Here is a 22395-nt window from a genome sequence, read left to right as displayed (position 1 = left end):
TGGACACAATTCCGCAGGGCGGAATTGATAGCTTAGGTTAGACAGATGAGTGGAGTGAGACAGATGGAGAAGAGTAAAGGACAGTGGTCAAGTAAGTTAGGATTTGTATTAGCGTCAGCGGGCGCAGCGATTGGACTTGGGGCAATATGGAAAATGCCTTATGTAGCCGGTCAAAGTGGAGGCGGCGCATTCTTCCTGATTTTTGTGCTGCTGACATTAATTATCGGGCTGCCAATGCTTTTATCGGAATATATTATCGGGCGTGCCACACAGAAAGAGGCGGTTACTGCCTATAAAGTATTGGCGCCGAATACGAAGGCATGGGCTTGGATCGGCAAGCTCGGCATTATTGGCTGTTTCTTATTATTATCGTTTTACAGTGTAGTCGGCGGCTGGATTTTTGTTTACAGCGGGGTTTCGGTTGTGGGCGAAGTTATCGCGCCAACTATGGATCCAGGAGCATTTTTCGGACAAGTAACAGGCACACCTTGGATTGCTTTACTCGGTTTAGGTTTGTTTACATTGGCGAATGTTGTGATCATTGCGCTTGGTGTTCAAAACGGGATAGAAAAAGCAAATAAATTCATGATGCCGTTACTGTTTATCATGTTCTTTATTTTAGTAGTAAGAGCCGTAACATTGGACGGAGCAATGGAAGGAATCAAGTTCTTCCTGTATCCGGATTTTTCGAACATTACCGGTGAATCAATTTTATATGCGTTAGGGCAATCATTTTTTGCACTGGCTGTTGGATTCTCATGTTTAGTTACATATAGTTCTTATTTAAAGAAAGATGTGAGCTTACCGAATTCAGCGGGTTCTGTTGTAGGATTGAGCATTTTCGTATCGTTCTTGGCGGGACTGGCGATCTTCCCGGTTGTCTTTGCCTTTGATATGGAAGTGGCGAGCGGACCACCATTACTATTCATGGTATTGCCTGCAGCGTTTTCACAAATGCCGTTTGGTGAACTGTTTTTAGCGCTGTTTTTAATTCTGTTTTTATTTGCAACATTAACGTCAGCGTTTAGTATGTATGAAATTATCGTTGCTGCTATTATAGAAAAATGGAAAATCAGCCGCGCAAAAATTACAGTCATTATCGGTATCTTTGTATTTATCGCATCGATTCCTTCGACATTAACGTACAGTACATTAGGTGATGTTTCGATTTTTGGACGTAATATTTTTGATTTCACCGACTTTGTAGTGTCCAACATTATTTTACCAGTCGGCAACTTGCTTATCGCGATTTTCATCATGCATATTATGGATAAAAACCTCGTGAAAAGCGAACTGTTGCAAGGAAGTAAACTAGGTGAAGGCTTTTACAAAACATATCGCTTTTTAATGACCTTTGTTGTACCGACAGTCATTGTCGTAGTCTTAGCATATTTAGTCATTCAATATTAGGGGTGAAGCCATGTGGATTGATATTACACAAACGATGAAAAACGGGATGCCGAATTGGCCGGGGGATACACCGTTTTCTTTTGAAGTTGGGTTTACGAAACAACAGACGGGCTCTGTCAATATCGGGCGGATTACCACTTCACTGCATACAGGTACTCACGCGGATGCACCGTTTCATTTTAACAGTGAAGCTGAGACTATCGAGCAATTGGATGTAAATGTGTATATCGGTGACTGTGTAATCGTAGATTGTGTTGGGCATGAAGTCATTTCGACCCAATTGCTGTCATCGATTGATTTTCACAGTGTAAAGCGGGTACTGCTTAAAACAGTTGAGCAGCTGAGTGAAGTGTTTCCGGAAACGATTCCAGTCATTCATCCGGATGTCGCACCGTTTTTAAAGGAGCGCGGTGTAATATTGCTTGGCATTGACAATCCTTCCGTTGATCCTTTGGACAGCAAGGAAGTATTGGCACATCACAAGTTATACGAACATGGTATTCATATACTGGAAGGGCTCGATTTAAGGCATGTTCAGCAAGGTCTTTATGAACTGATCGCACTGCCATTAAAAATAGCAGGTGCTGACGGTGCACCTGTTCGTGCGGTCGTTCGTAAAAAAGTTGAATAAAACATCATGAAAAGAAGCTTACGATTTAACATCGTGAGCTTCTTTTATTTGTAAATTTTTCCTTCTCAATCCAAAAGTCCATTGTATTGTCTACAAAAGGGTTGTAATATATACCTATAAACTATAATGGAAATAATCAATTGTTCCTAGGAGGAAGGCATCTTGAAGAAACGCAACGGAAAAATTAATTGGATTCATCAATTAAATCTAATTATTACAATCGTATTGGCAATTTTAATTGTTTCACCACTTGTTATTGCAAATGGTTTTAGTAACTCCATCTCGTACATAATTGCAGGGGGCATTGTCATTTTGTTATCGACAGCCAATTATTTCCTGAATATATCCAACTTCGCCAAAGGGTTAATTTTTGTACTCATTCCGGCATTTGTCGTCTTCTTATTATTTTACCTTGATGGCTATTCGATCAATAAACATTACATGCTGCTTGTAACTTTTATTATGTGCGCCATGTATTTTAATGAACGGATGATTAAAATATTTTTACTGATAGCCAGTATTTCTTATATTTTCTTATACATTGCAGTGCCGGAAAATTTATTAGGGGTAAATGCGAATCTCCCTGTATTTATTACGATCTTTGTCAGTATGACAGGCTGTAACTTTCTGCTATACCGTTTGACACAATCGGGTAACAAACTAATAAAGGATGCCCAGGAAAAAGAGCGTGAAGCAAAGGAACTGCTGGAAAATTTATCATCGATTTTAAATAAGGTTGAAGAAGGTTCAATTCAGCTTGCGTCCAGCATTACACATGTCAATGAGAATGTCGGTACATTGAATCTTGCGAGCGAGACGATATTACAGTCATCAAATCAGATGGCATCAGCCATTCATAATGAAGCGGAGATGATTCAGCAGATTAATGAACAGATGATTTTATCACATGACAATATGGTGAAAACGAAAGAGTTCTCTGAATCGACTGTAAATGACTCGGATGAAGTGCAGGAAGCGATTGAACAGAGCTGGAAGCAGGTACATGATGTGACAGCTGATATGGAAACGTTAAGCGACTCGATTGATTTAACAACAACGACGATCGACAATATGCAAGAAAGCCTTGCCAATGTAAATAACTTGTTAAATGGGATAAAAGCAATTGCCGACCAAACGAATTTGCTGTCTTTAAATGCTTCAATTGAAGCGGCTAGAGCAGGAGAGCACGGGAAAGGGTTTGCTGTTGTAGCAGAAGAAGTGAAAAAACTGGCGGAAGAAAGCGCAAATATCGCGACGAGTATTACCGTTGTTACACAGCAGCTGCTGGAGCGTGCAACAACTGCCCAATTAAAAGCATACGAAGGGAAAGAAGCAGTCCATTCAAGTGTTGGTACATTGAATGAAATTACCGATTCATTTGATAGCATTAAGCAATCATTCAATGGAATCCAAGGAAAGCTTCATCAAAACATGTCGACGATTACGCATACGAATGAACTTGTTGGAGAAGTAATGAATCAAATTGAAAACTTGTCCGCAATTTCCGAAGAGAATGCCGCAATGACGGAAGAAATCGCGAGCTCGATCCATGAAGAACATGTCATGATGAAATCGATTGCAGATGCGAGTAATGAACTTCAGCAACTGCAAAGCGAATTGGCAGAAATTACGAAACGACAATAATCGGAAAAAGTAAAAAGAGGCCGGGACATAAGTAGAATTATTGCTAAATAAAAGGAAAGCCTTTATTAAGAAATGGATATATTGCAAAATTGATTGGAATGGAGGGCGACTCCTGCGGGAATAGCGTGACGCCTGAGACTACAGGCTCAGGCCACGCCCGCGGAAAGCGTCCCGGAATGGAAATCAATTTTAACGCTCAGCAAAAAAAAGCTATTTTTCTCTCAGAGAAAAATAGCTTTTTTGGGTTATGTCCCAGCCCCTTTTTAGTTACTCTATTTCTATCGCAATGCTGTCTGTAACATCTCCGTTGCTAAAGCGCGCCATACTGGAAATAATATACTTCCCTTTTTCCGTTGGGGCCGTAAAGCGTGTCGATGTGGCAATTTCCTTATAATCGTAATCTTCTATCCATTGCTGAATGGATACACTCGTTACATTCTGACTATATTGAAACTCCAGTACTTCCCCTGGCTGTACTTTTACGAAAGGAGTATTTTGTGTACTGATCATTTCATGCGGTGCAGCCGTATCAACACACTCTGCTTCACCTGCTGAATGCCAGCAATAGCTTCCGCGAACCGTATCAATCGTTATTTCACTCGTTACAGCTGTTACATCAGGAATTTCTGTTACTTCATTTTGTGCCATAAAATAGCGGCCTATTATCACAAGAATAATGATGGCGATAATAAGAAATAATCGGTTTACATTTTTCATCTGGATGCTTCCCCTCAATGTAGTTTATATGTAGTTTGTTGTTCCTGTTGTCTTCGGATAACGATATAAAACGCAATAAGTACCGTGAAATATAGAATAAGTCCAAAAACGGCCCAATAATTGTGATCAACCAATGTTCCGATCACGAGGAAAAGGAAAGTCACACTGAAAAATCCTAAATAGATTTTTTTCGTAATCGTAAATTGTAACCTGCTGGAGATGATAACTAGAATACTATGTAATATAAATAGGTAGACCCATTCCCATTGTATAAAAAATTCTATATGTACGAGCAGGTTCATTACACAAAAACCAATCGCAGCGAGAATGGCATCTTTAGACTTTTTAAAGCAGAAAACAAGAAATATAAGGATTCCGATCGTAAACCCAATCGTATAAAAATCAGGAAGGGCCAAATAGAAGATTGAATTAATATCGGTCAATGCTAAGATTGTTGCGAGTGTAATGACGATTGGTCTTAGTTTAAGCTTGAAAACAAGCATAATAAATAAAATAAATATCGCGAAAGTAACGAGCGCTAAAGGCAACTCCAGATCTTCTATGCGTTGAGAAATGACGTAGACGACACTGGTGTTTATAGTGAATAGTAAAAAGAGTAGAATGCTTTTCAAATTATTATTTTTCATAAGTTTTCCTCAGTTCCAAGAGAGTATGAAGAAGGCGTAAAAACAAAAACTATGCAAATCGCTAAGGAATTTGCATAGTTTTTGTAAAAAAGTTGAATTAGTAAAACTAGACATGCCTCTATCTACATGTTACTAAATTTTGAAATATAAGTCTATTTAAAATTTTTCTGCCATGTGATAATAAAGTTGCGCAAAGAAGTCATAACGTTATGGTGAAACGAGGAGAAAAATGAAGCAAAATATTTATGATAATGCCTTATTTTTTAAAGGTTATGAAGAAATTCGTAACCGGAAATTCAATTACAATAATTTACTGGAGCGGCCCAATTTTTTAGCATTAATGCCGGATGTAAAAGGGAAAATGATATTAGATTTAGGTTGTGGAAAAGGGGAGTTTGCAAATGACTGTGTGTTAAACGGGGCACAGCATGTCGATGCGATTGATATTTCAGGCAATATGATTACTGCAGCAAAAGAACTTTATAAAAGTGATTGCCTTTACTTTGAGCAAATTTCAATGGAAGACATTCAATTGGAGAAATCAAAGTACCATTTAATAACAGGTGCATTGGCTCTACATTATGTGTCGGATTTTGAAGGGGTCATAGAAAAGGTGAGTCATGCATTAAGTCCGGAAGGGGTATTCCTGTTTTCTGTTGAGCATCCAATCTCGACAGCTAATAAAGGGGAGGAACAGTGGATTTTGGATGAGGAAGGCTCTATCTCCCATTTTGCGGTTGCCCATTACCAGGAAGAAGGGAAACGAACAAAAAATTGGCTCGTAAATCATGTGGTGATGTATCATCGCACGATGGAAACAATTTTGAATACATTAATCACGAATGGCCTGCAAATCGAGAAAATAGTGGAACCAATGCCGACAGAAGAAGCAATGGAACTACTTCCAAACTTACAAAAAGAAAAGCATCGTCCTTCCTTTCTAATTGTAAAGGCGAGAAAAACGATATAAAAAACATACTAACATTAGTAGTACAAACCAAGGCCATGGTTTGTGCTACTATTTTTTTATAGTAGAAGTGAAGAAAAGCCGACCAGCCTCTGGGACCATTTGTGAGTCCGTATAAAAAACCGGCTAACTTCACGCCCTTATATGAATCAGTTTAGTATGTTGGGTCCAAAGAGATCGTGTATAAGAAAGTGGAATCGATAAGGTATTGTGAAGGCTTCTATGACTGGCTAAAAAGGAGAATGAAATCATGAAACATGTCATTGCGTTAGATGTTAGTAAAGGCAAAAGTTCGGTCGTTATTTATGATCGGTATCGAAAATGTGAGTTTGAAGGCGAATTAAATCACACACGAATTGACTTTGAGCGATTACACGAGCGTATCGAAGAAATGAAGAAACTAGATGGACAAGCTCCTGAAATTGTATTTGAAGCAACAGGCGTCTATTCCAAATCAGTAGAAGCGTTTTTCAAAAATCATGGCTATACATATAGTCGGATGAATCCACTTGAAGCGAATTTACAGATGGCGAAAATGCGACGCCATAAAACGGATGTAAGTGACGCACATGAACTAGCCAAAACGCATTTTAGATTGGAACGTGAAGCGACTTACGTTCAAGATGATTATTATGAACAGATGCGTGCACTTACACGCTATTATGATGAAATCGATGAGGAAATGATTTTACTAAAGAGTCGGATGCATGCGATTTTACATATGAGTTTTCCAGAGCTTGAAAAACTCATTACGCCAAGTTCCGCATTATTTTTAAATATCGTACAGCTTTACCCACACCCTACCCTTGTTTTGTCTCATTCAAAAACCGTCATAAAAAATCGGTTGAAGGCGAATACGAAAAAGAACCTTTCCCTTACTCGTGCAGAGAAAAAAGCCGTTGAACTAATGGAAGCAGCTCAAAATAGTTATCCGGCCATTAAGCCGACAGATGTAAGGTGTGATCAAGTAAAGGATTACGCAACTCGTATTGCAGAACTGAAGGAAAAGAAAGAGGCGCTTGTCCAACAGATGACGGAGCTATCAAAAGAACGTCAAGAATATATTGTATTACGCTCCATTCCTGGTGTGGGTGAAACAACAGCTTGTCGCTTGATTGGTGAAATCGGTGATATTCGCCGCTTCCGAAATGCAAAACAATTAAACGCCTACGCAGGGATCGATATCATGCGCTATCAATCCGGGAACACACAATATCGGGATCGTATCAATAAGCGTGGGAATAAACATTTGCGGAAAATTTTATATTTCATGATGCAAGGGATGCTTATGTTAAAAGAGAAACCAAATCATTTTGCGGATTACTATTATAAATTAAAAACGCAACCTCAGAGAAAGCCTCATAAGGTTGCGATCATCGCCTGTGTTAATAAGTTTCTGAAAGTGACATTTCAGTTATTAACACGAGGCATCCTTTACGATTATGAGTCCGCACTACCAGCTCAGAAATCGTAATAAAACGTAACTCCACTATATCATACAGACCTCTCGAAAAAAATAAAAATCGTTAGGTCTTTTTGGCATATAAAAATATAAGTGTAAAATAAAGAGAGAAACTATGCCCCTACACTTAAATCTAAAATAGCTACTAAAGTTGTAGAATACACTTGACTAATCGTAAGAATAGAGACTGGGACATAACCCCAAAAACGCTATTTTTCTCTGAGAAAAATAGCGTTTTTTTGCTGAGAGTTAAAATTGATCTCCATTCCGGGACGCTTTCCGCGGGCGTGGCCTGAGCCTGTAGTCTCAGGCGTCACGCTATTCCCGCAGGAAGCTTCGCTTGTAGCGAAAGGCGTAGCCGTCAGCTACACTCGCCCTCCATTCCAATCAATTTTGCAATATATCCGTTTCTTAATAAAGGGTTTCCTCTTATTTAACAATAATTCTACTTATGTCCCTGCCTATTATTTTACTTTTCATCAAATTAATCTTCAAACCGGTCGTCGTCTAAATCTTCTTCGTACTTAATAATGTCGCCAGTTTTTGCATCGATTTCAAAATCATATTCCATTTTACCGTTTCGGATCTCGATTTCATAAATGAGCCGGTTATCATCTTCATCCAGTTCAATGTCTGTCACTGTTCCTTTTGCTTTTGCCTGAGCAATTTCAATTGCCTGCTCTTCAGTAATTATAGAAGAATTGTTCGCTGAATCTGTTGCTTTTTCAGTACCATCTGTTTTTACCGGGTTTTCTGTTGTAATCGTACGAATGTTTTCACGTTCCGTGACAACCGCTTTTCCTGTATCTGCATCCACTTTAACTTCGATTTTTTCATTATCTTTCACAATATCGATTTCATAATGTGGTGTACGGTCATCTGCATCAAATTCAAAACTGATAATTTCACCGTCTAATTGTTTTAACGCAATTTTCTTTGCTTCACCAGCTGAAATACTTGGGTTGTTTACGGCTTGCACAAATAAATCAGATTGTGCAAATACAGCACCTCCACCAATTGCTATTAGTAATGCCGGGATTGCTATAAATTTTTTATTCATATTCACTCGCTCCTTTATTTGTTTGTAATGTTAGTATAGCCAGCGAATATGAAAACAGTCTGAGAGCATTATTAGAAATTGATGAGAAAACTAATCATCATATTTAATCACAATAATCTCGCCGGTAATGGCATGTACTTGCACAGTTACATCATCTTCCTGTTCTATTTCCACAAAATAAATGCCACCTTGTGCCGTTTTTACAAACTCTACGGAATCGACTTCACCGGGCACTTCCTTTAACGCAATGTCTACTGCTTGCTCTTTTGAAAGCAATGGCTTTGTAGCATTTTCAGCTGCCTGATTTTCATTTGATGTATCAGGATTTGTTTGTTCATCCTGTTTACTTTCATTTTTATAAATAAGCTTCAAATCGGAAAATTGACCTGTTACGGCATTTACATTCACTTCAAAAATCGAACCATCTTTATCGAAGGAAGCGACATAATAATTTTTTTGTTTGATCAATGTTTGGACTTCCGCATTATAAATATCTTTAATTTTCATTTCCAGTTCATTCGTGTTCAGTTCATGCGGTGTTGATAACTGCTTGACTGTCAGTGTAATGAAAAAACCGATGAGGAGAACGGCGATGCATAGTAAAATCCATTTAGCTTTCATGCTGTGCACCTCCTGAAAGTGGAACAATGAGTAAAATTGTCGTTCCTTTTCCTAGTTCACTGTCGATCGATATTTTGGCATTCAACCGATCGGCAAGTTCCTTAGCGATGGAGAGGCCAATGCCGGTGCCACCTGTTTTCCGGTTCCGGTCTTTATCAACCCGGTAAAAACGATGGAACAAATTCGGAAGATCTTCTTCAGGTATTCCCACGCCGCAATCCTGAATAGTGATATGCAAATCATTTTTCACAGAGGCGTGGATTTTAATGATATCGTCACTGTATTTTCGTGCATTATCGAGAAATATAAAGAGCAGCTGTTTTAATTTTGCTTCATCCGTTGTAATTTCAACATTAGGGATGTCCACGAGAATTTCCCGATGATAGGCAGTAATAATACTCTGCTCAATCTGCTCGATAAAAGGCTGTAATGGAAATGTTGATAAATTGATTTTCGTCATTTCATTCGTCTTAGCCAATGCGAGCATTTGTTCAATCATCGCTTTCATGTTGGTAGTTTCTTTTAATATTGCTTCCAATGCTTCTTCGGTAATTTGCGCGTCTTGGGTACCTCGGCGTTTTAACAGTTTCGTATAGCTTTCGATGACGGTTAACGGTGTTTTCAGTTCATGTGAAGCGTTGCCGACAAATTGCTGCTGTTTGTCATGAACATCTTCCAACTGTGCCATTAAATGATTGTACGTTAAGGCCATTTGCGCAATTTCATCGTTTGATTGCTTGCGGACCGGGATTTGCTCATAGCTGGACTGCTGAATATTTTTTTCCATCGTCGTTGTCAGCTGCTGAACCGGTTTTACGATCAGCCGAACAAACAATTGGCTCGCCAAATAAATCGGAATGAGTGCAACAAGGGTCATCAGGACTAATATTATAAGCAACCGGTTCATATTTTCGGTAATTGTCGGCAACGGCTGGATCAGCTTTGCCTCGACAATTTCATCATTCGGCAAAATGAGTGGTGTAACCAGCGCAATATGGGGGATGTCACGTATTGTTTTTTCTGTATAATGCTTTGACGGATCAAGTTTATAATCGATTTGCTCGGATGTTTTCTGAAGCCTTTTTATTGGATTTCCTGCGCTATCATAAACGATGATTGCTCCGTCAGTCGGGAGATAGGCGCCGTAAATCGAATCGATTCCATCAATTGTGTCCAGTGCGCTAATGGCAGTCGTCAATTCATTTGCCCGTGCCTGTAATTGTTCAGCCTCAGTTGAAAAGGCAAACTCTTGATACAAATAATAAATACCTGTAAAGCTGCCGATTAATATAACCGAAGTCAATAACATCGAAAACAGATTTACTTTCGTATTAAGTTTCATTTGTCGCTTCCTTTAACACATAGCCGACACCGCGAACAGTATGTAGGAGTGACGGTAGATTCAGATTTACTTCTAGTTTCTGACGCAAATAACGTACGTATACGTCAACTACATTTGTATCCCCGTAATAGTCAAATCCCCAAACCGCATTCAGCAGCTGTTCACGAGACTGCACAAGCTTTGCATGTTTCATAAAATGCAGCAGCAAGTCAAACTCACGTGGAGTCAGATCGATGTGCTGTTTGTTCCTTGTCACTTCCCGTGTTTGCTCATTTAATGATAGATCCTGAAATGTGTGGACAGACGATGAAGCTGGCTCTGGAACAGATTTATGTGAAAATCTTAAAGCCACACGAATACGTGCTAGCAGTTCATCGAATTCAAAAGGTTTAGTTATATAGTCATTTGCCCCGTAATCAAGCCCTGTAACTTTATCTTCAATATTACTTTTCGCGGTCAGTAAAAGGACCGGAACCGTTTCGTTATGTTTGCGGATTCGTTTCAGTACTTCCAGGCCGTTCAGCTCTGGAAGCATTACATCAAGCAGCACCAGATCATATTCGTCTTCATGGAATTTCAGTAAACCGTCCGTACCCGTATGGGCGATAGCTGTTTCATAGCCTTCAAATCCAAGCTCCAGCTGCAATACACGTGCAATCTGCTGTTCATCTTCCACGATTAAAATTTTCGACATACAAACACCTACTTCTATCTGTTTTGTCTTCATCGTATTGTAAAGGAGAGGGTATTGGCAATGGAGAAATGCTATTTGTAGAAAAATGATCGAAAAGGGGTAGCGATGCTTGGGATAAAACTTCCTTTTCATGTTAATCTAATTACAGGGGGTGTAAAATAATGGATTATATCGAATTGAAGAATTTTAAGCTGCGCTATTTTATACTTTTTGGGATTGTTATATTCATCGTAAGTTTTATCTTGTTTTTTATTACCGATAATCCGGCCAGTGAAGAGTGGATTACATTTTTAGTTTCGGTCAGCTTTTTATTGTACTTGATGTATCAAACAAAAAAATGGAACTTCATATATAATGAACAGCCGATGCATACGACGATGACAAAAGGGCGCTGGGCAAAATATTTATCGATTACAGCATGCTTCCAACTGATCACCGTTGTGTTTACAGCAATTTTGTTAACGATTGTCTATCTTGTTTTCGAAGAGCATATACGGGAACTGTTTTCCTTCTTTCCGATGACGGATGTGGAAGATGTGCGACCATCATTACTCGTTTACATCCTGTTTTTTATTAATATTTGCATCCTTGCGCCGATTTATGAGGAAATGTTATTCAGAGGGATCTTGCTTCGCCGTTTCACATTGAGATGGAGTCCGCAAAAGAGTATTATTGTTTCTTCTATTATATTTGGGATTATTCACCTCAACCCGATCAATGCCGTTTTTGCTTTTGCGTTAGGCTGTGTGCTTGGCTATGCGTACCTTAAGACTAAAAATATTGTGATACCGATCTTATTACATAGTTTTAATAATTTCCTGGCATATCTCCAGTTTGTATATACAAATCAAACGACCGAAATGGATTTACCGACAACAGAAGCAGCCAGACAAGGGTTATTGTTAAATGTGGCGTTCTTTTTCATACTGACGGCTGTCATTATTTTCTTATTCGTGAAATACTACAAAAACTTCCGTCAGTTAAAAAATCCGCCACCGAAGTTGGAGGAGTCTGCGGATGTCGATACAGTTTAACAGGTAAATAAAAAATCGCTCATCTTGCTGTAATAAGCAAAATGGGCGATTTTTATTTTCTCGTTATATTAATTTACACGTTAAGCATTTGTCCGAATACGCCTTGGCTTTCTATTAGGTCTTGGCGTTTTCCTTGTTCGATGATTTTCCCTTGATTTAGGACAATGACATAGTCGACTTTGCGGATTGTATTCAAACGATGGGCGATGATGAAACTTGTACGGTCCTCCATCAGCTTTTCAAGTGCTTCCTGAATATGCAGCTCTGTCACCGTGTCGATACTGCTTGTCGCTTCATCCAATAATAAAATTTTCGGGTCTGCCACAAAGGCACGGGCGATCGATAACAGCTGCTTTTGTCCTTGGGAGATCTGGCTGCCGTCAGCACTCAAGATTGTGTCATATTTATCAGGCAGCTTATCGATAAATGTATGGGCATTCGCTTTTTTCGCGGCCTCATAGATTTCCTCATCTGTTGCATCGAGCTTACCGTAGCGGATATTTTCTTTAATCGACATTTCAAATAGGAACGGGTCCTGCAGGACGAATGCCATTTGACTGCGCAGGCTCGCCTTTGAAATTTCTTCTATTTCCATATCATCAAATACAATTTTCCCGTCCGTTTTTTCATAAAGTCCTGTCAACAACTGCATGATCGTTGTTTTCCCGGCACCGGTTTGACCAATCAGTGCAACCGACTGCCCCGATTTCACTTCAAAGGATACGTTCGACAGGGTAGGGGAGGAAGCTTGTGTATCATACTGGAATGAAACATTTTGGAAACGGACATTGCCAAGCAGTTCCACATTTTCTCCGTCAATTTCATCTTCTTTTTCATCCATAATCAAGAAAACACGTTCCGCTCCGGCCAATGCGGATAGGACGGTATTGAACTGGTTCGCCAAATCATTTAGCGGACGGGTAAACTGTCGTGCATACTCCGTGAAAATAATAATCGTCCCGATTGAAATGTGACCGTAATAGGCAAATATACCACCGGCCAGCGCAACAATTGCGAAACTTAAACTGTTTAGTGTGTTCATTACTTTCGGTATGAATCCTGAATACGTTAACGCCCAGAAACCGACTGTGCGGATACGGGAATTTTTCTCGTCGAATTGACGCAGCATTTCCGTTTCCTGTGAAAAGGCCTTAACGACATGCTGACCGGTAATGGATTCTTCGATTAAACCATTCATTTCACCGATCGCGGCCTGCTGCTGTTTGAATAACAGGCTAGTGCGTTTTGTAATCCAGCGCATTCCGTAGAACATAAGTGGGACGATCAGCATTGTAATCAGTGTCAATAACGGGCTGAGCCAAAGCATAACGGCAACCGTACCTGTTAATGTCAAAATACTTGAGACAACTTGGATAAAGGCACTGTTTAATGTCGAGCTGATTGTTTCGATATCGTTCGTCGCACGGCTCATTAATTCCCCGTGTTTTCGTTTATCGAAAAAGCGGAGAGGGAGCTTGAAAAAGTGACCGTATAGCTGAGTGCGAATTCGAAATACAGTTTGCTGGGCGATGCCGACCATCCAATAGTTCTGGAAGTAGCTTGACAAACTGTAAAGTAAATAGACGACCGCAAGCACGTATAGCCAATATGAAAGCTGGCTAAGTGAACTGCCATCAATAAACTGGTCGATCATCCTTCCGATGATGAATGGTCCGATCAACGCGAACGCTGAGCTTAACACGACAAGCAGCAGAACGATAAACAGGAGCATTTTCTGTTCGGCTACAAAATCGAAAATACGCTTCAATGTATATGTCCAGTTTTGGGCGCGTTCACCTTTTTTCTTCTTGCCGCTTGTGTTTTTGATTTGTTCTTTTGTGATGATCGGTTCATAGTTGAAAAACTTCATTAGGCAAGCACCTCCTGCTGTGAAGCAACAATTTTCGCATACAGATCGTTCGTTGCCATTAATTGTTCATGTGTGCCAAACCCATGCAGTCGGCCTTCATCAATTAGTAATATACGATCGGCCGTTTGTGCCGTCTGAATTTTTTGGGTTACAACGAGCATTGTAATGGCCTCCTGATCGAGTGCCTCCCATAATTTCTGCTCTGTGGCGACATCGAGCGCTGAAGTACTGTCATCTAATATGAGCAATGATGCCGGTTTTAGCAGGGCGCGGGCAATCGCAAGACGCTGTTTTTGACCACCGGACAAGTTAATGCCGCGCTGTCCAATCGTCGTCTCATACTGTTCATCAAAGCTCTCGATCGAGTGATGAATTTGTGCTTTTTTCGTCGCGTCTATAATTTGCGCTAGTGATGCATCATTTTGACCCCAGCGTAAATTGTCCACAATCGTTCCTGAAAACAGAAGGGATTGCTGCGGAACATAGGAAATCGATTTGCGCAATTGCTGCAGCGGGATATCCTTTATATTTTGATCATTTATAAATATTTCACCGCTATTCGGTTCGTAAAAATGTTCAACCAATTGTAAAATAGTCGATTTTCCTGAACCGGTTGCCCCCATAATGGCAATTTTTTCACCACTTTCAATTGAAAATGACAAGTTTTGAAGGGTATACTGCTCCGTTGTCGGATAACGGAATGACACATTGTCAAAACGAATGGAGAAGTTTTCAAGGACAGGCGCTTTATTTTTCTGCACTTCCTCTAAGCCTTCTTCGACATTTAAAATCTCTTCGATACGCTCAGCAGACGCTTTCGCGCGGGCATAAGCAATAATGATAAATGAAAAAATAGAAAATGATGCCGTCATACGGAATGCATAGTTAATAATCGCGGCCAAGTCTCCGGCAAGAATATCATTGTCCCGAATCGCATCTGCACCGACCCAAATGACGATCAGCAAACTAATATTCATAACAAACTGAAGAACAGGCAATGCAATTTCCATGACACGTGTCGCTTTGATCGTATCGAATTTTAAGTTTTCCGCAACGGATAAAAAGCGGCTTTCTTCGTATTGACCACGCATGTAGGCTTTTATCAATCGGACAGCCTGCAGTCCTTCCTGAAGCTGTCGGTTTACAAAATCAAGCCGTTGCTGTACTTGTGCGAACAGCTTGATACCGACTGATACCATCCATACTAGGAAGATAAGGAGAAACGGAAAGCTGACACATAAAATAAGCGCAAGTTTCGCATTAATGACAAATGCCATGATAAGCGAACCAATCGTCATTAACGGTGCTTTCATCGCAATCCGCAGCATCATAAAGACAATGTTCATCGTTTGGGTAACATCGCTTGTCAGGCGCGTAATAAGCCCGGAAGTAGGGAACGTCAGATAGGTCGCCATTGTCAGCGATTGTATTTTGCTGTACAAAGCTTTGCGCAGATCAAAACCGAAGCTATGGGCGACATGCGCAGAGAAGAAGGAGTTGAGTACCCCGCTTATGAAAGAGAATAGGGCTAGGGCAAATAAACAGCCACCCCAAAACGCAACATTATGTAAATTTTCTTCAAGCAGTCCTTCATTGATCATCCTTGCCATGAAGAGCGGCTGTATTAAATCGCTCGCCAGTTCCAATAGCATTAGGAAAAAGGCGATTGCTGCAGGCCATTTATAGCGCCTGATAAATTGAAAAATCGTTTTCATTTGTTAACTCCTTATAATCAATTCACTGAATTTTAACTCTATTATGCCATTTCATCTATCGGAACTCAACGAAAATATTTCGAGACTCTAAATATATTTCGGACACTAAAAAGGAGAGTCATCGTAAAAGTAAATTCTCTTTTACGATAACTCCCCAAGTCTTTAATTAATCATGAACTAATGTTTGTGCAATAGCCGGATTTTTCTCGACTTCATGCAGTTTGTTGAAAGATGCGATTGCTACTTCCACCATCTCATCTTTTGGCTCTTTTGTTGTTAACAGTTGCAGCCACAATCCAGGATAACCTAGGAAACGTAAGCCTGGAATTTCTCGAACGGCATTTGTCGCCTGCAATACTTCAAATGAAATACCGATGACAACCGGGATTAATAAAATACGGCTGACAAGACGAACCCAAAGCGGATCAACAGGTACGAAGAAATATGTAAACATTCCTACAATTACAGTGAATAAAATAAAGCTTGAACCGCAACGATAATGAAGTCGTGATTGTTTTTGAACATTTTCGACCGTTAAGTCAAGACCTGCTTCATAGCAGTTAATTACTTTATGTTCGGCACCATGATACTGGAATACCCGTTTAATCAATGGCGTCATTGAAATAATTTGCAAATAGGCAAGAAGTAAAATTAATTTAAAGCCTGTTTCGATCAAAATCTGAACCGTTTTACCAGGGAACCAAGGTTTTAAAAATTCTGCCAAAAACATCGGCACCAATGTGAAGACAAACTTACCGAATAAAAACGACAGCACACCAATGACAGCTACACCTAAAATCATCATTAACTTCGATGGCTCTTCACCACTGTTTTCCTCTTCCTCACCCGGTGTAACATCATAGCGGTCAGAAGCAAATTGCAGATGGCGCGAACCAAAGCCTGCCGATTCGATTAATGCCACAACCCCACGTACGAAAGGAATTTTCTTCAGCTTCTGGAAAATAGGCTTTTTCTCTTTTTTTACATGAAAATAATCGATGGAATCGTCATTTCGACGGATTGCCGTTACCATATGATCTTGACCAGTGAACATAACACCTTCTAGAAGCGCTTGCCCACCATATACTGGCGCATTATTACTCACTTGCTCGACACCACTCTCTTATAAAATTTCAATCTATTTTTAGGAAGGAGCATGGAATCTATCCATCTCTTTTCTTTGTTATACCATCATATTGTACTAAATTTTGGAGAAAAGCACTATCCATTCGAATAGTTTTTTTACAATAGGTCATACTGAGTCAAAAAAAGGAGTTTTTGTCATGCATTTGTTTGTCACGGCATTATTTACATCATTTATTGTAACTGTAAGCTTAAAAGGCTTGCATTTATTTGATTTTATTAATTGGCATCCGGTTTCATTTCTGAAAAAATTGGAATGGTTCGAATGGACGGCTTTCGAACGATGGGTCATTTTATTTTTAATTATAGCCATTGTTGTATATTTATTGTTGATGGTAACACAGCTGCTCGTAATGGTACCGCCGTTCTTACTTTCACTTATTTTAGGAATTGTCCTTGCAGCGATATTGGAATGGCAAATTTTAAACCTTCCTATTGAATGGTCGTCATTCAAAAAATTCTCCATCCCATTTTTTGTTGTAGTTGTAACGTCGATGCGCTTAATCGTTGAAACAGCACGTTACCGTACAATGACATTATTTCGTTAGTCGAAAGTATTGATGTCTGAAAAGTCTGTGATAAAATAGGGACAGTATAAAAAGAAGCGTTCACAATGAAGCGGCTTTAAGTAAAGGTCCCTTTTTAACACATCCCAAAGTGATTAAAGGTCCTTAAAAATAGGAGTATTGCTTCGTGTGCCGCTAAAGATGCAGGACAAATTTGCAGATACGGCAATTAAATGACAAGCTGCAAGTTTTTACTACAAACAAAAGGGGAATGAAAACAAATGAAACTTACTAAATTACGTCAAGCACTAATCGAGAACAATGTCGAAGCAATACTCATTACGAATGAATACAACCGCCGTTATATGACAGGCTTCACTGGCTCATCAGGTGTTGCAGTTGTTTCACAGCAGGATGCGGTTTTTATCACAGATTTCCGCTATACAGAACAAGCATCAGAGCAAGTAAAGGAATTCCGTGTAGTTCAGCATAGCGGTCCAATCCATGAAGAAGTGGCAAAACAAGTGGCGGCAATGGGTGTAAAATCATTGGCATTCGAAAAAGATGCTATGCAATATGGTACATATGAAGTATACAATTCGGCAGTGAATGTTGATTTCGTGCCAGTTTCAGGTTTAATTGAAAAAATTCGCTTGATTAAGACCGAAGAAGAGATTAATATTATTAAGGTTGCATGTGAAATTGCAGACAATGCATTTACACATATTTTAAATTTCATCAAGCCAGGCATTACAGAGCTTGACGTATCGAATGAATTAGAATTTTTCATGCGTAAACAAGGTGCTACAAGTTCATCGTTCGATATTATTGTTGCAAGCGGATTACGCTCTGCATTGCCACACGGTGTTGCGACAAACAAGATTATTGAAACGGGCGATTTTGTAACACTTGATTTTGGTGCTTACTATAATGGTTACATTTCGGACATTACACGTACAATCGCTGTAGGCCAACCATCAGAGAAGTTGGTAGAAATGTACAATGCTGTGCTCGAGTCTCAGCTTCTTGCGCTTGAAAAAGTTGGTCCGGGTATGACAGGGATCGAAGCGGATGCTGTAGCACGAGATTATTTAAAATCAAAAGGCTTAGGCGAAGCATTCGGTCACTCGACTGGTCACGGTATCGGCCTTGAAGTACATGAAGGACCTGGGTTATCATTCCGTTCCAATACAGTGCTGGAGCCTAATATGGTTGTAACAATTGAACCGGGAGTATACCTTCCTGGAATTGGTGGCGTTCGAATTGAGGACGATATTTTAATCACAAAAACGGGTAATGAAGTACTAACACATTCGACTAAAGAATTAATCATTTTATAATTTGGAGGAAATAACTCATGATCTCAGTAAACGATTTCCGTACAGGTTTAACAATTATCGTTGACGGTAACTTATTCCGCGTACTAGAATTCCAACACGTAAAACCAGGTAAAGGTGCTGCATTCGTACGTTCTAAATTACGTAACCTACGTAACGGCAACGTAACAGAAAAAACTTTCCGTGCTGGTGAAAAAGTAGAAAAAGCAATGATCGAAAACCGCAAAATGCAATATTTATATGCACAAGGTGACGAGCACGTATTCATGGACTTAGAGTCATATGACCAAACAACATTAGCTGCTGCTCAAATCGAAGACGAACTTTACTACTTATTAGAGAACATGGAAGTTCATATCCAAACATATGCAGGTGAAATGTTAGGTCTTGAATTACCAAACACAGTAACATTAGAAGTTGCTGAAACAGAACCAGGCATCAAAGGCGATACAGCATCAGGCGGTTCAAAACCAGCTAAAATGGAAACAGGATTAATGGTAAACGTACCATTCTTCGTTAACCAAGGCGACAAATTAATCATCAACACAACTGAAGGTACTTACGTTTCACGCGCATAATCTTCAAAGAAAAATAAAAACATGCTGGGGCAATCCGCTTCAGCATGTTTTTTTGCGTTCAAATGTCAGGAAGTATAGGTTCTATATTATGAAGGTTGTATATCACAATAATATAGAACGAAATAGGCTCATCACCAAAACATGGGGCTGCCCTTTCGAATCCAGTTTTACTTGTTTGATGGGCGCACTACGGCAAAACAGGGATAAAGCCACATGATACGTGTCTTTATCCCTGTCTTTGTTGCCGTTTGCAAGGCGCCCCAATCGAAAAGTATTGTTCTCGTAATAGGGTGAGTCACTGAAACAATTACTTCAGCGAATATAGTTGTACGGAGCGCAGGGGCGGACTCCCTGGCGATTAAGCGTGCGCGGAAAATCCACTTTTGATGCCGCCGTCAGAGGCATCAAAAGTTAGTTGGAGCCACGCCGTCCGGAAAGCCTGCCCCGGAGCGCAGTACAACGGACCTTTACTTCATACCAACTCTCTTCAAATCGTATAAACCCGTAGCAGAGCAGAACGGACTCCATTAGAAAAGCGTTTGATCTTGCCATACCCAACTTATGGTTATGATTTATGGAATGTATATTTACCATTTTATAGAAAATGCCCTTTTTAAAAAGGAATAATTATAGGAATGTCAAATATAAAAGAGATAAGCAAGACTTATAGAAGTCTGCTCTTAGATTTCAGAAAATTCGGAAAAGAGGGGTGTTTGTATGGTGGATATGAAACAAACTTCAACGTATATCCGGGATAGAGAAACAGTTATTGCGTTGACGCAAAAGCTAGTCCAAATTGAAAGTGTTTATCGAAATGATGGCAAAGGCAATGAACAGGCAGTAGCCAATTACGTTGCCGAGTATTTACGGAATTTAAATTTGGGCATTGAAGTACACATGGAAGAAGTAGTACCAGGAAGACCGAATGTCATCGGCATTATTGATTCAAAGAAACCCGGGAAAACCCTTTTGTTTGAAGGTCATACCGATGTTGTTACAGAAGGGAACCGCGATGCCTGGGCATATGACCCATTCGGTGCTGAAATCGTGGATGGGCGCATGTATGGTCGCGGGACGAATGATACAAAAGGGAATTTGGCGTGCATGATTACGGCTGTTCAGTCCATATTGCTAGATCAGGAGAGCTTTACAGGAAAAATTATTTTATGCATTCCATGTGATGAGGAAGGGCTTATGCTTGGTATAAAACATTTTATCGCACAGGGCTGGGCAGATGGTGTAGATGGGGCAATTATTTGTGAGCCAGAGGAAAATCAAGTATGCATTGCACAGCGTGGAGCAATCCGCCTGCGTGTTGATATTTATGGAAGGATGGCGCATGGCGCGATTTCATGGAGCGGCATTAATCCAAACTGGCGCATGGCACGCTTTATTACAGAAATGGAGAAATTGGAAAAGGAAGAGCAGGAGCGTTTGGGGGAAGATCCGTTTTTGAAATGGCCTTCGATTACTCCGACAATTCTACAAGCACCTGTTATTGGCGATGCTCAGATTAATGTAATACCGGATCAATGTATGACGACGCTTGATATCCGCACGGTTCCTGCACAAAATCATGATGAGCTTCTGGCCAAAATCGAAGCGATCATTACCCGTATGAAGGAGTCCGACCCTGATTTCAAAGTGGAACTGACTGTACTTGATAATCGGCCAGCCACCTATACAGAACGTACAAATCCTATTGTAGAAGCAGTGCATCATGCAGTAGAACATGTACTTGAAAAAGAGCCGATCTATAATGGTGTACCTGGAGCGACGGATGGAACATTTTTACATGTACATGGGATTCCGATTGTCACTATCGGTGCAGGTGACAGAGACATACCCCATCAAATAAATGAATATGTAGATATAGAGGAGTTGGCGGAAACAACTGCAATCTACAGAAAAGCTGCATTGTTATTTTTGGCAGGTGTTGACCTATGAAAATTGCTGTAATTCCTGGAGATGGCATTGGGCCGGAAGTGATGGAGCAGGCGTTAAGAGTACTGGAAACTTTGCAGGAACTTGACCATGCACTTGAAGTTGAGACAATGACGTTCCAATGGAATTCCGACTACTATTTACAAACAGGGCGAATGATGCCGGAAGATGGACTTGAAACGCTGGCCCAATATGATGCAATCCTGTTTGGTGCCATTGGGGATGCGCGTGTACCGGATGATGTGACCGTTTGGGAGCTGATTATGCCTATCCGTAAACAATTTCAGCAATATGTCAATTTTCGGCCAGTGAAATCGCTGCCAGGAATTGCTTCACCGCTTGCAGCAAAAGAAGCGATTGATTTCGTGATTTTCCGAGAAAATACGGAAGGTGAATATTCTAATAGCGGCGGCAGGTTATACGGTGGTACAGAGCATGAACTGGCCATACAAAATACGGTGATGACGAAAGCAGGCATTGATAATATTGTGAGTGCGGCATGCGATTATGCGCTGAAATATAAAAAATCGGCGGTAACTAGTGCAACAAAATCGAACGCAGTCATTCATACAATGAAATTCTGGGATGCGATCGTTAATGAAACGATGAGCCGCTACCCGCAGTTGCAACTAAAAAGCTATTATATCGATGCGCTGGTTGCTTACTTCATAGAGCGACCAGAGGAATTTGAGGTAGTGGTAGCTTCTAATCTGTTTGGTGATATTTTATCTGATTTAGGATCGGCCATTATCGGAGGGCTGGGACTTTCACCATCAGGCAATATTAATCCGAATCGAGACTATCCCTCAATGTTCGAACCTGTTCACGGTTCAGCTCCGGATATTGCCGGGCGCGGCATCGCGAATCCGATTGCCCAAATCTGGTCGCTTGCATTACTTCTCGGGCACACTGGACGACCTGATTTAGAACAGCTGATCGTGCAGGCGATTGAGCAAGTATTGGCGAAAGGCGAAGTGAAGACAGCGGATATTGGAGGAACTGCAACGACAGAGGAAATGGGTGGGGCAATTTGCAACGCATTAAAAAGCTGTTATGAAATGAGAGGTGTATAA

At 40.2% G+C, this 22395-nt stretch carries 20 protein-coding genes; 11 read left to right on the top strand and 9 right to left on the bottom strand.

The window, feature by feature from the left end; genetic code table 11:
* Positions 1 to 63: 63 nt before the first annotated feature.
* The 3 genes from MKY71_RS10890 to MKY71_RS10880 all read left to right on the top strand — a co-directional run bounded on the left by MKY71_RS10890 (position 64) and on the right by MKY71_RS10880 (position 3685).
* On the top strand, positions 64 to 1410 hold the full coding sequence (locus MKY71_RS10890; protein WP_340732603.1) for a sodium-dependent transporter: 1347 nt from the start codon (positions 64 to 66) through the stop codon (positions 1408 to 1410).
* Positions 1411 to 1420: 10 nt separating this feature from the next.
* Positions 1421 to 2041 (top strand): arylformamidase, encoded by a 621-nt coding sequence (kynB, locus tag MKY71_RS10885; RefSeq protein WP_340732602.1) that lies wholly within the window; start codon positions 1421 to 1423, stop codon positions 2039 to 2041.
* Positions 2042 to 2203: 162 nt separating this feature from the next.
* Complete coding sequence (locus MKY71_RS10880; protein WP_340732601.1) at positions 2204 to 3685, top strand: methyl-accepting chemotaxis protein; 1482 nt, start codon at positions 2204 to 2206, stop codon at positions 3683 to 3685.
* Positions 3686 to 3952: 267 nt separating this feature from the next.
* Here MKY71_RS10880 and MKY71_RS10875 read toward each other — a convergent pair whose 3' ends face one another.
* On the bottom strand, positions 3953 to 4402 hold the full coding sequence (locus MKY71_RS10875; protein WP_340732600.1) for a cAMP-binding protein: 450 nt from the start codon (positions 4400 to 4402) through the stop codon (positions 3953 to 3955).
* A 14-nt stretch (positions 4403 to 4416) separates the two neighbouring features.
* On the bottom strand, positions 4417 to 5049 hold the full coding sequence (locus MKY71_RS10870; protein WP_339171801.1) for a heat-shock protein: 633 nt from the start codon (positions 5047 to 5049) through the stop codon (positions 4417 to 4419).
* Positions 5050 to 5278: 229 nt separating this feature from the next.
* Here MKY71_RS10870 and MKY71_RS10865 point away from each other — a divergent pair, with 229 nt between their 5' ends.
* On the top strand, positions 5279 to 6019 hold the full coding sequence (locus MKY71_RS10865; protein WP_340732599.1) for a class I SAM-dependent DNA methyltransferase: 741 nt from the start codon (positions 5279 to 5281) through the stop codon (positions 6017 to 6019).
* Positions 6020 to 6266: 247 nt separating this feature from the next.
* Entirely contained in the window at positions 6267 to 7490 is a 1224-nt protein-coding gene (locus tag MKY71_RS10860) for an IS110 family transposase (RefSeq protein WP_340732598.1), read from the top strand.
* 472 nt (positions 7491 to 7962) lie between these two features.
* On the opposite strand, the gene MKY71_RS10855 is transcribed toward MKY71_RS10860, so the two are convergent.
* The 4 genes from MKY71_RS10855 to MKY71_RS10840 form a co-directional block, all read right to left on the bottom strand.
* The gene (locus MKY71_RS10855; RefSeq protein WP_340732596.1) at positions 7963 to 8538 is read right to left on the bottom strand and encodes a PepSY domain-containing protein; all 576 of its coding nucleotides are present in this window, start codon (positions 8536 to 8538) and stop codon (positions 7963 to 7965) included.
* 90 nt (positions 8539 to 8628) lie between these two features.
* Positions 8629 to 9159, bottom strand: coding sequence for a PepSY domain-containing protein (locus MKY71_RS10850; RefSeq protein WP_340732595.1), 531 nt, complete (start codon positions 9157 to 9159; stop codon positions 8629 to 8631).
* Positions 9149 to 10501: a sensor histidine kinase gene (locus MKY71_RS10845; protein ID WP_340732594.1), complete on the bottom strand. Its 1353-nt coding sequence runs from the start codon at positions 10499 to 10501 to the stop codon at positions 9149 to 9151. Before MKY71_RS10845 ends, MKY71_RS10850 begins: the two co-directional genes overlap by 11 nt.
* Positions 10491 to 11195, bottom strand: coding sequence for a response regulator transcription factor (locus tag MKY71_RS10840; protein WP_340732593.1), 705 nt, complete (start codon positions 11193 to 11195; stop codon positions 10491 to 10493). Before MKY71_RS10840 ends, MKY71_RS10845 begins: the two co-directional genes overlap by 11 nt.
* A gap of 161 nt (positions 11196 to 11356) precedes the next feature.
* On the opposite strand from MKY71_RS10840, the gene MKY71_RS10835 reads away from it, so the two are divergent.
* Positions 11357 to 12229: a CPBP family intramembrane glutamic endopeptidase gene (locus MKY71_RS10835; RefSeq protein ID WP_340732592.1), complete on the top strand. Its 873-nt coding sequence runs from the start codon at positions 11357 to 11359 to the stop codon at positions 12227 to 12229.
* 73 nt (positions 12230 to 12302) lie between these two features.
* On the opposite strand, the gene MKY71_RS10830 is transcribed toward MKY71_RS10835, so the two are convergent.
* The 3 genes from MKY71_RS10830 to MKY71_RS10820 all read right to left on the bottom strand — a co-directional run bounded on the left by MKY71_RS10830 (position 12303) and on the right by MKY71_RS10820 (position 16919).
* Positions 12303 to 14099: an ABC transporter ATP-binding protein gene (locus MKY71_RS10830; protein ID WP_340732590.1), complete on the bottom strand. Its 1797-nt coding sequence runs from the start codon at positions 14097 to 14099 to the stop codon at positions 12303 to 12305.
* Positions 14099 to 15814, bottom strand: a complete 1716-nt coding sequence (locus MKY71_RS10825; protein ID WP_340732588.1) for an ABC transporter ATP-binding protein — start codon at positions 15812 to 15814, stop codon at positions 14099 to 14101. Before MKY71_RS10825 ends, MKY71_RS10830 begins: the two co-directional genes overlap by 1 nt.
* Before the next feature lie 166 nt (positions 15815 to 15980).
* On the bottom strand, positions 15981 to 16919 hold the full coding sequence (locus MKY71_RS10820) for a DUF1385 domain-containing protein (RefSeq protein ID WP_339171780.1): 939 nt from the start codon (positions 16917 to 16919) through the stop codon (positions 15981 to 15983).
* 178 nt (positions 16920 to 17097) lie between these two features.
* On the opposite strand from MKY71_RS10820, the gene MKY71_RS10815 reads away from it, so the two are divergent.
* The 5 genes from MKY71_RS10815 to MKY71_RS10795 all read left to right on the top strand — a co-directional run bounded on the left by MKY71_RS10815 (position 17098) and on the right by MKY71_RS10795 (position 22395).
* Entirely contained in the window at positions 17098 to 17505 is a 408-nt protein-coding gene (locus MKY71_RS10815) for a DNA helicase (protein WP_339171778.1), read from the top strand.
* A gap of 239 nt (positions 17506 to 17744) precedes the next feature.
* Positions 17745 to 18803, top strand: a complete 1059-nt coding sequence (locus MKY71_RS10810; RefSeq protein ID WP_339171776.1) for a M24 family metallopeptidase — start codon at positions 17745 to 17747, stop codon at positions 18801 to 18803.
* A 17-nt stretch (positions 18804 to 18820) separates the two neighbouring features.
* On the top strand, positions 18821 to 19378 hold the full coding sequence (gene efp, locus MKY71_RS10805; protein ID WP_339171774.1) for an elongation factor P: 558 nt from the start codon (positions 18821 to 18823) through the stop codon (positions 19376 to 19378).
* A 717-nt stretch (positions 19379 to 20095) separates the two neighbouring features.
* A complete protein-coding gene (locus tag MKY71_RS10800) occupies positions 20096 to 21325 on the top strand; it encodes a M20 family metallopeptidase (protein WP_340732587.1) in 1230 nt (409 codons plus the stop codon).
* The gene (locus MKY71_RS10795; RefSeq protein ID WP_340732586.1) at positions 21322 to 22395 is read left to right on the top strand and encodes a tartrate dehydrogenase; all 1074 of its coding nucleotides are present in this window, start codon (positions 21322 to 21324) and stop codon (positions 22393 to 22395) included. The genes MKY71_RS10800 and MKY71_RS10795 overlap by 4 nt, the downstream gene beginning before the upstream one ends.

This window comes from Solibacillus sp. FSL W7-1324 (assembly GCF_038008025.1).
Classification (GTDB): Bacteria; Bacillota; Bacilli; order Bacillales_A; family Planococcaceae; genus Solibacillus.
This window is presented reverse-complemented; position numbering and strand designations above follow the sequence as displayed.